General features: G+C 42.5%; 10 protein-coding genes. All 10 read left to right on the top strand.

Annotated features, from left to right (window positions below; all coding sequences use genetic code 11):
- Positions 1-70 precede the first annotated feature (70 nt).
- The 10 genes from DQW11_RS02740 to DQW11_RS02685 all read left to right on the top strand — a co-directional run bounded on the left by DQW11_RS02740 (position 71) and on the right by DQW11_RS02685 (position 12,591).
- The gene (locus DQW11_RS02740; protein ID WP_113922468.1) at positions 71-1,291 is read left to right on the top strand and encodes a C45 family autoproteolytic acyltransferase/hydolase; all 1,221 of its coding nucleotides are present in this window, start codon (positions 71-73) and stop codon (positions 1,289-1,291) included.
- Positions 1,292-1,418: 127 nt separating this feature from the next.
- Positions 1,419-2,486: a DUF3500 domain-containing protein gene (locus tag DQW11_RS02735; RefSeq protein ID WP_113922467.1), complete on the top strand. Its 1,068-nt coding sequence runs from the start codon at positions 1,419-1,421 to the stop codon at positions 2,484-2,486.
- 679 nt (positions 2,487-3,165) lie between these two features.
- A complete protein-coding gene (tnpA, locus tag DQW11_RS02725; RefSeq protein ID WP_113922465.1) occupies positions 3,166-3,612 on the top strand; it encodes an IS200/IS605 family transposase in 447 nt (148 codons plus the stop codon).
- A 585-nt stretch (positions 3,613-4,197) separates the two neighbouring features.
- Complete coding sequence (locus DQW11_RS02720) at positions 4,198-5,583, top strand: sulfatase family protein (RefSeq protein WP_113922464.1); 1,386 nt, start codon at positions 4,198-4,200, stop codon at positions 5,581-5,583.
- 233 nt (positions 5,584-5,816) lie between these two features.
- On the top strand, positions 5,817-7,313 hold the full coding sequence (locus DQW11_RS02715; RefSeq protein ID WP_113922463.1) for an amidohydrolase family protein: 1,497 nt from the start codon (positions 5,817-5,819) through the stop codon (positions 7,311-7,313).
- Positions 7,314-7,525: 212 nt separating this feature from the next.
- The gene (locus tag DQW11_RS02710) at positions 7,526-9,022 is read left to right on the top strand and encodes a serine hydrolase domain-containing protein (RefSeq protein ID WP_113922462.1); all 1,497 of its coding nucleotides are present in this window, start codon (positions 7,526-7,528) and stop codon (positions 9,020-9,022) included.
- A gap of 318 nt (positions 9,023-9,340) precedes the next feature.
- Positions 9,341-10,174 (top strand): hypothetical protein, encoded by an 834-nt coding sequence (locus DQW11_RS02700; RefSeq protein ID WP_113922460.1) that lies wholly within the window; start codon positions 9,341-9,343, stop codon positions 10,172-10,174.
- A complete protein-coding gene (locus DQW11_RS02695; protein ID WP_113922459.1) occupies positions 10,174-10,980 on the top strand; it encodes a hypothetical protein in 807 nt (268 codons plus the stop codon). The genes DQW11_RS02700 and DQW11_RS02695 overlap by 1 nt, the downstream gene beginning before the upstream one ends.
- Positions 10,981-11,012: 32 nt before the next feature.
- Positions 11,013-11,666, top strand: coding sequence for a DinB family protein (locus DQW11_RS02690; RefSeq protein ID WP_113922458.1), 654 nt, complete (start codon positions 11,013-11,015; stop codon positions 11,664-11,666).
- A 160-nt stretch (positions 11,667-11,826) separates the two neighbouring features.
- A complete protein-coding gene (locus DQW11_RS02685; protein ID WP_157966010.1) occupies positions 11,827-12,591 on the top strand; it encodes a hypothetical protein in 765 nt (254 codons plus the stop codon).
- The last annotated feature ends 28 nt before the right edge of the window (positions 12,592-12,619 follow it).

Here is a 12,619-nt window from a genome sequence, read left to right as displayed (position 1 = left end):
TTTGTCTTCCCGCTTCCAACAATCCAGAAAACCTGATATCAAATCATAAAACCGTAAACCACTTATAAATATGCGATTAAGAACAAATAAACTTTTCCTTTTTTCACTGCTAGTAGTATTGGCATGTGGTTCACCTGCTTCCAATGAGGGAACTTCTGCCGAAAATCCGATTGTAAATGAAGCCCCCAAGAGAGAACTCAGGCAGGTCACTTTTTCGGGTTCAGGCTATGAGTTGGGATTGCAGCATGGAAAATATTTCAAAGAAGAAATCGGTGAAATCGTCCAAAAATGGAGAGAAAGTGTAAATGCCCAATTGGATAAAGAAGCCGAGGAAGTCCTGAAAGAATTTTTTGCTTATGCAGATTTTGATAGCAGCATCAAGAAGTGGACTCCTGAACTTTACGAAGAAATAAGAGGGATTGCGGATGGTTCAGGGCAGGATTTTGATCAGATCATGGTATTTAGTCTGCTGGATGAATTTTGGGTTTATCTTAATTCCCTGGAAAACCACCACTGCAGCAATATCGGTGTTCCTTCGGTAGACGGCGGCGTTTCCTACATTGCCCAAAACATGGATATAGAGTCATTTACCGATGGTTACCAAACTCTGATCAGAATTGAAGCTACTGCCGATAGACCTGAACAGTTGGTACTTTCCCATCCCGGTTTGATAGCATTGAACGGGATGAACAGCTCAGGAGTAGGTATGGTTATGAACACCCTTATGCAGCTCAATGCCTCCAATTCGGGTTTGCCGGTAGCCTTTGTGGTCAGAAAAGTGCTCTCAATGACGGATAAGGATGAGATCATGGAATTTATCACTTCCGTCAATCATGCCTCGGGCCAAAATTACATCCTTGGGGTGAGGGGAGAGGTTTTCAATTTTGAAGCTTCGGCCAATAAGGTGGTGAGGTTTGATCCTGGAAACAAAAACCAAACAGTGTACCATACCAACCATCCGATAGTCAATGATGATGTCAAGCCTTGGTTTGCTCAGTATGATCCCAAAGAAATTCCAGATACAATTCCTGCCACATCCAACAGCTATATCCGGTTGGCGGCTTTGACCACAAGGGTTGCAGATGCTGAAGCTGTCACAGATGATCATATCAAAGACGCTTTGCGCTCAAAAGATGATGCCAAAAATCCCGTATGCAGAACAATTGATCCAAAAAAGAATGGCTTCACCTTTGCCTCCGTGGTCATGACCCTGACGGGAGAGCCCTATCTTGAGATTACAGCAGGTCCTCCTTTGGAAAGCGATTATTTGAAGGTTGTATTTTCGAATTAGAATAAGGATATTATTGTGCTGAAAAAAATATAAGAGAATGTTCAAGAATTGCCTGAGGCCCTGGACAAAACAAATTCTCTTTTTATAACAGTTAGCGTATTTCCCATCCATAACCACCGATTTCCCAATGAAAAAAACCATTTTCCTTCTTGTCTTCATTTTAACTTTTTCGACCGGACTCTTTGCCCAATCCAAAACCGACATGGTCAAAGTCACTGTGGATTTTATGGAAACCCTCTCTGCCAACCAAAAAGACAGCGTGCTCTTCTCGATGGATGACAGCCTCCGCACCAAATGGACCAACCTTCCGATAGGATTGGCGCCAAGAAAAGGACTGCGGTATGGGGACCTTTCTGAAGTGAGCAAAGAAAAATTTCACAAAATCCTCAGTACCATCTTCAGTTCGCAGGGATACCTCAAGACATTCGCCATCATGCAGGTGGATGATATCCTGCACGAAATCTTTGAGATCGCCCATCAGCGGGAGCAGATTGATGACCGGACGATAGGTTTTATAAGGAAACTGGATTGGGATTATGGCAATTATTACCTCGCCATCCTCGGCAATCCCGGCATGGACACAGCTTGGGGATTTAAGTTTGAGGGACACCACATCTCCATCAACCTGACGGTGACCAAGGACTCGTTTACGATGACGCCGCTGTTTCTCGGTTCGGACCCGGCCGTGGTGGAAGTCACCCAATATGCAGGTTTGAGGCCGCTGAGCAAGGAGGAGGATTATGGTTTTTGGTTTGTCAATATCTTGGATGATGCCCAGAAAGCCAAAGCCACGCTGAGTCGGGATGTTCCCAAGGATATCCTGACCAATCCCGACCGGCCTCAGTGGTATGAAGAATTTATGGGGATCAAAGGTTCGGAGCTTCGGCCTGAGCAGCAGAAAGTACTCCATTACCTGATCGAAGAGTATATGAACAATATGGAAAAGGAAAAGGCGGAAGAATACCTTGCCATCCTGCATGCAAGGGGAATGGATGAAGTGTATTTTGCCTGGATCGGGAGCTACGAACCTATGAAAGCGCATTACTATATGATCCATAGTCCCGACTTCATCATCGAGTATGACAATGTCGGTTTCCTAGACAATGCCAACCACATCCACTCCATCTTCCGCGAGAAGGGAAATGATTTTGGGGAGGATATCTTAAGGAAGCATTTGATGGAACATAAGCATTGAGGGGGAATGTTTTTGAATTCAACCCCTTTCGGGGTTGGCAATTCTTGGAGACGTAGGTTGTGGTTCAACCACCGGATTTTATCCGGGGTAAATACCCCAAAAGGGGATTCAATCCCTTCGGGATTTTTAGTTAGCGTTTCCGTTTGATTTCAACCCCTCTGGGGTTGGTTTTTCCGGGAAGTATTGGATTTTTGCTAAACCACCGGATTTTATCCGGGGTAAATACCCCAAATGGGATTTAATCCCTTTGGGATTTTTAGGTAGCGTTTCCGTTTGATTTCAACCCCTATGGGGTTGGTATTTCGGGTACTTATAAGTTTTCCACCATGCCACCGGATTCTATCCGGGGAAAATACCCCAAAAGGGGATTTAATCCCTTCGGGATTTTTAGAAAGTAGTACACTCAAATTAGGTTTTGCCTATAGTTTGAATATGAATTTTACTTCACCACCCGATAACAATCCCGAATGGGATTGAAAACCGTCAGGTTATTTGCCCCGGATGAAATCCGGAGGGAAAGAATGAAGAATCAAAACAACCACCCCAACCCCGACTGGGGTTGAATTTAACCCGAAATCAATACTTAATATTTAAAAAACTTAAACGTTTAAAAACGCAATGTGCCCAAATCGATTTTGTAAATTCATCGAAATGATTTTTCGTAAACCTAACCAAATCTATGAGCACCCACACATCGATTTTTTACCACATTATTTGGACTCCATATAAAAGAAAGCCTATTATGTCAAAAGATACCCGACCGGATATGTTCAATTATATTTATGGGATCCTCCAAAACAAAAACTGTCACGCATACCGAATCAATGGAGTAGAGGATCACCTGCATATCGCAACTTCCATCCATCCTTCAATCTCATTGTCAGCCTTGGTTAAGGATATTAAACTTGCCACAAGTCAAATGATTAAATCATCGGATCTATTTCCTGGTTTTGAAGGATGGCAAGAGGGGTATGCAGCCTTTACACGCAGTTATTCTTCGTTGGACGACCTTGTCAAATACATCAAAAACCAAGAGGAGCACCATAAAAAAATAAGTTTTATGGATGAGTACCTACAGCTTCTTAAGGAACACGGGGTGGCCTTTGATCCAAAATACCTGCTTTGAATTCAACACCTTGCGGGGTTGTGGTTTCTCTTTAGTATGGGTTTCCCCTCTAGCCACCGGATTTTATCCGGGGTAAATACCCAAAAAGGGGATTAAATCCCTTCGGGATTTTTAGAAAGTAGTAAGTTTTGGATTCGTTTTTACCACAGGACTTACAAGGGATTTACAATCAAAGACCACTCCTTTTGGGATAAATAGTTTTGAATTCAACCCCATTCGGGGTTGTTATTTCAGGTAGGTGAAAGTTTCTTGCTAAACCACCGGATTTTATCCGGGGTAAATACCCCAAAAGGGGATTCAATCCCTTCGGGATTTTAAATAGTGGTAGGCTCAAATGAAGTTTTGCTTATAGTTTGAATATGAATTTTATTTCAACACCCGATAACAATCCCGAATGGGATTGAAAACCGTCAGGTTATTTGCCCCGGATGAAATCCGGAGGGAAAGAATAAGGAATCAAAAGCATTTGCTATTTCGAATTTATGGTACAGTGTCTTGGGGAAAGGAAAAATCAAATTGGTAAAAAAAATTATCTTGAGAAGTATTGTCTGAAAAAGCATAAATTGGTACATAAACAATTTCGAAATGAGAGGTAAATCAATTCTGATTCTTATCACCTGCCTTATTTTTGGATGTGGGACTCAAAACGAAAAAAAGAGCCAATCTCCACTACCAAACATCGTTTTCATCTTTGCTGATGATCTTGGATATGGGGATTTGGGCTGTTTTGGTGCCACGGATATTGCCACACCAAATATTGACAGAATAGCAGCAGAGGGGATAAAATTCACTTCTTTTTTGTCCGCGTCACCCGTTTGTAGTCCATCCCGTGCAGGACTTTTGACAGGACGGATGCCCCAACGCATGGGTATAAATTCAGTGTTTTTCCCTGAAAGCTTTACAGGTATGGATCCTGAGGAAATCACCATCGCTGAAATCTTAAAAGAAAATGGTTACCGCACTTCGGTAGTAGGAAAATGGCACTTGGGCCATATGGAGAAGTTTCTTCCCCTCAATCAGGGTTTTGATGAATACTTTGGAATCCCGTACTCCAATGACATGGAATCTGTCGTTTACCTGAGGGGAAATGATGTCGCAGAATACGAAGTGGACCAGACTTTCACCACCAAGACCTATACCGAGGAGTCTTTAAAATTCATTGATTCTGCCGGAGAAAATCCCTTTTTCCTTTATTTAGCACACAATATGCCCCATGTCCCGATTTATGCCTCTCCGGATTTTCAGGGAACTTCCAACAGGGGACTTTATGGAGATGTTATTCAGGAATTGGATTGGAGTGTGGGAGAAGTTCTGCGAAAATTGGAGGAAAAGGGAATTCTTGAAAATACACTGATTGTATTTTCATCAGACAATGGGCCGTGGCTGGTGATGGAAGACCATGGAGGATCCGCAGGTCCACTCAGAGAAGGCAAGCAATTTACCTTCGAAGGGGGAGTAAGAGTCCCGACAGTGGCTATGTGGAAAGGAAAAATCGAACCGGGGCAAGTCTATGAGGATTTGGCAACCCAAATGGATTGGTTTCCTACTTTTTGTAAACTGGTCGGTGCAGAGATACCTCAAGACCGTGAGATCGATGGAAAGGACCTCAGTGCAGTGCTTTTTGAAAATGGCAGTAGGGAAGGGGATTCTTTCCTGTACTACATGCTTTCGAGTCAGGAGGGATATCGGGAGGGGGATTGGAAGATCAAGCGTCCCTATGAGGGATTTGAAGGTACCAGAGGAATGAAAAAAGTGGATGCGCATGATACGCTTTTATTTAATCTTAAAACCGACCCGGGAGAAACCACCAATCTATTGAAGGAAAATCCGGAGAAAACCGCCCAAATGATGGGGGCTATGGAATTGGCAGTAAAGCAATTGGGTCCTTTGCCGGATAGTAAAGTGATCAGGACCCCTGCGGATAACAGTCATTATGATTATTTGGAATCAAAGAAAAAATCGAAAAATTGAAGTAGTTCGCTCATTGATTCTTTTCAAAACTTTTTGCCGATAACCTTTATCCGGAAAGAAATTCTGCACTTTGGGGAAGAAATAAACAGGTTTCGTCCTAGGTTGGCGTTACGGGAGATTTTAGTTTTTTAAATTGTAAGATTGGGAATTTACAGGTCTTGAATCCCTTCACACCCTAATGCTATTGATCGGTTGGCTTTTACCATTTCTAATATCCTTTTTCCAAAACACTCATGATAACATCCAAATTGCTTAAAGTTTTCCTTTGCCTTTTTTTGGTTTTGCAAACCGGAATTGAATCTACTGCACAGACCGCAGTCCTTTACGACATTGTTTTGGAAGGAGGAAGGGTCATCGATCCCGAAACCAAACTCGATGCCATCCGCAATGTCGGCATCCTCCATGGCCGCATTGCAATGGTCAGTTCTGAAGCTTTGAACGGAAAGGAAACAGTCAATGTGAGCGGTAAGGTGGTTGCCCCGGGATTTATCGACCTGCATGTGCATGGCATGACCAATATAGAGCAGGAATACCAATTACATGATGGAGTCACGACGGCTTTGGAACTCGAATTGGGAATCGGACACACCGGTGCTTGGTATGCCTCTCGGGAGGGAAATGCCCTGATCCATTATGGAGCGAGTGTGTGTTGGCCATTTGAGCGGATGAAAGCCTTGGGCCGATACCAAAGCAGTGTAGATGAATTTTTGGATTTGGTACAAAAAAAGGAGGTTGCTCCGCTTTCCTTCTTTCATATAGTAGGACCTTCTTTTCTCGAAGAACAAACTTCTGGAGAAATGGCCCAAACACTTGTCAATATCAAATCAGCTTTGGAAGAAGGGGGCATCGGGATTGGGGTTCCGATCGGATACCTTCCTGATACCAAGCCGGCAGAAATGTACAGCGTTTTTGAATTGGCAGGACAACTGAATGCCTTGGTATATACGCATAACCGCCAACCCAATATTGGTGCATCCCAAGAGGTAATAGCCAACGCCGTCCTGACCGGTGTGCCTCTGCACATTGTCCATATCAACAGCATGACACTTGGTCAGATTGATTTTGCCTTGAACATGGTCAGCGCAGCAGCCAAAAAAGGGTTTGACATCACGACTGAACTATATCCCTACACTGCCGCATCGACGGGTTTGATGACTGCGATGTTCAATGAAGGCTGGCAAGAAAGATTGGGCATTGACTATGGTGATTTGCAATTGGTCTCCACAGGGGAACGACTCAATGAAGGGAATTTTGCAAGAAACAGAAGGATTAATCAATCGGTGATCATACATTTGATGAAACCCGAATGGATCCAAAAAGGCATAGCTGCTCCCGGAGTTATAATTGCCTCCGATGGGTCCCCCTATAACAAGTTGGCCCATCCCCGTACCGCAGGGACTTTTTCGAGGGTATTGGGCAAATATGTCAGAGAAGATCGGGTGCTCGACTTGAATACCGCCATTGAAAAAATGACCCTTCTTCCGGCTAAGCGTCTTGAAAATATTGCTCCCATGATGCGGTTCAAAGGAAGGATTCAGGTGGGCGCAGATGCGGACATTACGGTTTTCGATCCCAATACGATCATTGACAAAGCCACCTTTGAAAAAGGATTGGAATTTTCATCCGGAATAGAGTATGTCCTGGTAAACGGGACTTTTGTCTTGAAAAATGGGGTGACTGTTGCCAATGTTTTTCCTGGGCAAGGGGTGTATGTGAAGTTTAAGAAGTAAAATTATATGAGTATCCGCAATGTTGCAGGTCGGGCTTGAGGTTACTTTATCGGATGCGGATACTAGTCCACAGACGACAGTCCACTGTCCACGGAGCCCGATAACCGTTCTCCAACCAATCATTCCATTTTCATTCAATCTATAAGAACAAAGCTTAAAGAATCGAAAAAATTCTCTTCTGGAGGGAAGTAAAAAAAATAATTTTAAACAACATGAAAAAGATAATTATGATCTCTTTATTGGCCACCCTTTTTTTGAATGGGCTGATTTGCGCTGCACAAGTTATGACTCCGGAGACACGGGTCAAAATGCTTGAGCGTGCCTCTGAACTTGAGCTTAAAACAGTCTATAAAGCCCCGCCGGGCGATGCGCTTTCTCACCATACAGCAGGTTATGCCAAAATTATGTGTTCGGCTGTATTCATTACCGGTCTATCACCCGAGTTTGCTGCCGAGAATGTGGGATATTTTACTGCACCATATGCAGAGCGGGCAAAAGTTGGAAAACCAATGATAGATTACGATAACAAATCTGTCTCGATCAAACTCCCAAATGGAATAACCCGAACAGCAATTTATACCGGAGACCAAGGTTGTGTATGTTTACCGGAAGGGAGTGATGCTTTGAATTTCAAACCTGTAAATGTACCCCGCGATTTGCCGGACGCTGCTGCCACATTGTGGCCTATGGGAGATGTGCTGCCAAAGGAAGCCTTGCCTTCCAATATTGACATGAATAAAGTAAAGCAGGCAGTTGATGCTGCATTTGCTCCGGATGAAGCACTAACAGCAGCTTTTGTAGTCACCTACAAAGGGAGAATAATAGGCGAAAGGTATGCTGAAGGAATTGATAAAAACACCCCTTTAGAAAGTTGGTCTATGGGAAAAAGCCTTTCCGCCACTATAATGGGGATCCTGATTCACCAAGGGGTCTATACTTTGGAGCAGCCTGCACCAATACCACAATGGCAAGGCAAGGACGACGGACGATCCAAAATCCGAATTATGGACATTATGCATATGTCAAGTGGCATTTATTGCAGAGCTCCGCAAGACCCAGACTTCGACTCTTCTTTGGGTTATCCTGACCATTTGTACCTGTACACCGGTGGAGTCAATTCATTTGAATATGCAGCCAATTTACCTCAACAGTGGCTGCCCAATTGTGTTGGTCGTTACCGAAACAGCGACCCAGTACTTATCAATTATCTAAATCGTCTAGGAATAGAAGGTCAAGGTGAAAACTACCATACTTTCCCTCAAAGAATGTTGTTTGATAAAATCGGAATTCGAACAATGGTGATGGAGACAGACCCTTATGGAAATTTTTTGACTCAGGGTTACGAGTTTGCCTCAGCCAGAGATTGGTCGAGGTTGGGCAATCTGTATCTACAAGATGGCATCTGGAATGGTGAGCGGATTTTGCCTGAAGGTTTCACAAAATTTGTAAGCACCCTTGCCGAGCCTTGGCTTGCTGACGGAAGACCGATCTATGGTGGCTTATTTTGGATAAATGGAGATGGCGGTTTTCCCATTCCAACCGATGCCTATATGATGCTGGGTGCGGGAGGGCAATCAGTGACAATCATTCCTTCTCATGATTTGGTAATCGTCCGGCTTGGACATTACAAAGGAATGCAAGCAGGCAGCAAATCTTTGGACAAAGCCTATACTTTATTATTGGAAGCAATTCCGGAAAAAAGGGATTGATCGTCTATTGATAAAAGAATCCAGAGAATTCTTGCCTAGAGAGGAAAAGAAAAAGCAGAAAATACTCACTCTCCTTTATGATGAAATCCTTCCCACGGAAAGAAATACCATCCATTGGGGAAGAATTTTACCCATTTCGTCCTCAGCCGGGGGATCGGAAACTTTGGATTCTTTAATTTATCAGATGATGGTCAAGGTTTGACGATTTTGCAAAAAACAGATGCATGTGTTTTCTTATCTGATTCAGCTCCAACTATAAAAAGTCAATTCCATGAGTTGATTTTGCTTTTGAATAAAGAATACAACCTAGAATAAATCATGGTAGAAAACCAAAACAAGCCCGAAATACTAGCTGCCGAAAATTCACAGCCTGTATTGCTTACTTCAACTCCGAAGAGAAAGTGGACATCTTATTTCAAGGAATTCCTCATGTTGTTTCTTGCTGTTTTTGCCGGTTTTATGGCAGAAAACTATAGAGATAAGCTCACTGAAGAAGCATGGGCAAAAGAGCTTGCTATCAACCTTTACGAAGAGTTAAAGGCTGATTCTGCCATCGTGGAAATAAAAACTGAGAACAGAATAAAGCAGGAAAAGGCCCTTCAAGAATTGATGCAGTACTTTGAAGACAGTAGTCTTACCGATGTGTCCAAAACATTTGTAATTAACTTTTCATATGGGATTAGTTTCAGAACGCCTTCTCTTTTTGAACCCAGGACAGTCATCCTTGATCAGTTAAAAAACTCGGGTTCTCTTAGATATTTTAAGAACCGGGAATTGCAAAAGCTGATCGGCGACCTATCAGTTGCCATTTACAATATCAATGACAGGCAAAGGCTGGAGACGGATGTCAGAAAGGAGTATATAAACCGACTCATTGTCCTTCATTACGATTATGATTTTCATAGGATGCTAATAAAAGATAGCGGCGTGACAAACGTAAATGCTGTGGCAGCATATGAAGCTTCCGATGAAATCATACCTTTTGAGTTTAAATCTTTGGAAAAATTTGACAAACAAGGAACCATCAACGCACTTGGTATTTATGGCATGAATGCCCTAAGTTCCACTCGCTCTGTTCATTTCCAAGCCTATAAGGAGCTGAACTCAGAAATATTAAAACTTTTGCGCAAAGAATACAACATAGTCGACTGATGGAAGAAAATAAAAACATCCCTGAAGTACCGCCCACCGAAAACCAACAAACTGTGTCTCCTTCCACAGCCGAAAAGAGAAACTTGATTTCCTATTTCAAGGAATTTTTGATGCTATTCCTGGCGGTGTTTTGCGGGTTTCTGGCGGAAAATTATCGGGACAACCAAAGTGAGATTGCCTACGCAAAGGAATATGCAAAGTCCCTGATCAAGGATCTTGAAAACGATACGGTCATGATTAATGGAACAATTGAACAGAAACTTATAATCCTAAAGAGCATAGACAGTATCAGTGAACTAGTACATCAAGGTATAGCGGGAAATATGGTAAAAGGATCATTTTACTACCATTCTCAGATAGTTTCTTTTTCACCCATAACAATTTGGAATGACGCAACACTCATTCAGATTACCCAATCCGGAAACTTGAGGTATTTTAAAAATGCTGAATTGGTCAATAAAATCAGTGCGTATTATTCCAGGGAGGGTTACATCAGCGGATTGGTTGAGTCGGACAGAACAAAGCGAAACACGACTTTGGAAATCAAAAGCAGGATTCTGAATAATTATCATTATAAGCCCTTTTCATCGCTACTTCCCAGGAAAGAATATGAGATCATTGATTCGTTGATGAATGTGTTGATGCCGCTTCAAAACAGCGATAAAGATTTGTTAAATGAATTTGCAAACAGTCTGGAAAACAGAAAATTCTATTTCACGCTCGTCATATCTGAAACTTATCCAATGATGAAAAGTCAGGCCAAGGAGTTGATTTTGCTTTTGAAGAAAGAATATAACATCAAATAAAACATTTAAAAATCTCTTGAAAATACAACCCAATGAAAAACAACAATCCATCTACCCGCAGAGATTTCATGAAATCTGCCGCAGTCATCACTTCAGGCACACTAGGCCTGTCTATGGTTTCCAACCCAATCTATGCATCAGGATTTCCAACCGAGGACAGACTCAATGTGATCGGACCTAGAGAAGGTTTTTCACCGCATATCGGAACCTTGCTATCCATGATGACCTGGATGCGGGATGTGATACTGTGGCCAGTCAAAGGAATGAACGTGGAACAGCTGGATTTTTTATTGGATAAAAACTCCAACTCCATAGGTGCAATGTTGCTCCATTTGGCTGCAACGGAGCGGTATTACCAGATCCATACTTTCGAAGGAAAGAAATGGGGAGATTGGAGTAAAGAAGATATCAAACGATTTGATGTGGCTATGAACCTTGGCGAGGAGGCCAGGAAAACCATCAAGGGCAATAACTTTAACTATTACCTTGAAATCATGACGGAAGTAAGGGAAAACACCATCAAGGAATTTAAGAAAAGAGACGATAATTGGTTGATGAAGGTGGATGAGGAATGGCCTTGGGGCCCGACCAATAACTACTGCAAGTGGTTCCATGTCTGCGAACATGAATCCAACCACAACGGTCAATTCAAATACCTCAGAAGCCGGGTGCCCGGAGCCAAATAGCAGCAACTTATTTTAATTACTATAGTATTGAGCCTGTTGCATCCATAGTGCCGAATTTATTATCAGTCAAATTAAAAGCAAGAAAATGGAACCATCAAAGCAAATATCTTCTGAATACCTTGGTCATTCTACCTCTGTCCCAAAAAAACTGAAACAGGGTATGTCAAATGTAACCAACCGCATTTTCTTTCCCAATACCGTTTGGTTTCTGTTCCTTTTGGTTCCCTTCATTGCGATAGGGTTTTGGCCGGGATATTGGTCCACGCTTTTTGGAGACACCAACTCCTCTTCTATCATTCATATCCATACTGTTTTGATCATGGCCTGGGTGGCGATGAGCCTTGCGCAACCACTTTTGATAGTAAAAAAGAAATTAAAGTGGCATCGTTTATTGGGAAAAACAAGTTATGTACTGATGCCCCTTGTTCTGGTTAGCCTCTATTTTTTGATTCAGGAACGGTATCTGCGCCGACTTTCACGAATGAGTGAAAGAGTAGCTTCCGGAGAAATACAAATGACTTCTGAACAGATTTACAGTTCTGCTGCCGCTTCTCTTGATTTGGGTCTTGTTTATTTTTTACTGTTAGCGGGGCTATATACTTTAGCAATCATCTATCGAAAGCGCATCCTGCATCATGCCACCTTCATGTTTGGTGCTATTTTGACCGCCCTTGGACCATCTGCAGACCGCGTTATATTTCAGTTTTATAGCCCCGAGGGGGTAGTGATGAATTACATTGCCTCATATGCAACCTTAACTTTCACCATTCTTCTTTTTGGAGCATTGGCATGGTATCAAAAACGCAAAGGCTACAGTTCAATACCCGCGTTGGTTACGATGGGAGCTTATATTGGAGGAGTATTATTGATTGAATTTGGTTCTAAAACAGGGGCCTGGCAGGTAGTGGTGGAAAGTTTATTTTGAACCCTGTTCACAATATTTTAATTTCTGA

Origin of the sequence: Cognataquiflexum aquatile, from assembly GCF_003316845.1 — a bacterium.
Lineage (GTDB): Bacteria > Bacteroidota > Bacteroidia > Cytophagales > Cyclobacteriaceae > Cognataquiflexum > Cognataquiflexum aquatile.
The sequence above is the reverse complement of the archived record's forward strand: the minus strand, read 5'-3'. Positions and strand labels throughout refer to the sequence as shown.

Coding starts and splice junctions, on each gene's coding strand:
- DQW11_RS02695 (WP_113922459.1), top strand. CDS start 10,174: ATGGAAGAAAATAAAAACATCCCTGAAGTACCGCCCACCGAAAACCAA.
- DQW11_RS02740 (WP_113922468.1), top strand. CDS start 71: ATGCGATTAAGAACAAATAAACTTTTCCTTTTTTCACTGCTAGTAGTA.
- DQW11_RS02735 (WP_113922467.1), top strand. CDS start 1,419: ATGAAAAAAACCATTTTCCTTCTTGTCTTCATTTTAACTTTTTCGACC.
- DQW11_RS02720 (WP_113922464.1), top strand. CDS start 4,198: ATGAGAGGTAAATCAATTCTGATTCTTATCACCTGCCTTATTTTTGGA.
- DQW11_RS02685 (WP_157966010.1), top strand. CDS start 11,827: ATGTCAAATGTAACCAACCGCATTTTCTTTCCCAATACCGTTTGGTTT.
- DQW11_RS02690 (WP_113922458.1), top strand. CDS start 11,013: ATGAAAAACAACAATCCATCTACCCGCAGAGATTTCATGAAATCTGCC.
- tnpA (WP_113922465.1), top strand. CDS start 3,166: ATGAGCACCCACACATCGATTTTTTACCACATTATTTGGACTCCATAT.
- DQW11_RS02710 (WP_113922462.1), top strand. CDS start 7,526: ATGAAAAAGATAATTATGATCTCTTTATTGGCCACCCTTTTTTTGAAT.
- DQW11_RS02700 (WP_113922460.1), top strand. CDS start 9,341: ATGGTAGAAAACCAAAACAAGCCCGAAATACTAGCTGCCGAAAATTCA.
- DQW11_RS02715 (WP_113922463.1), top strand. CDS start 5,817: ATGATAACATCCAAATTGCTTAAAGTTTTCCTTTGCCTTTTTTTGGTT.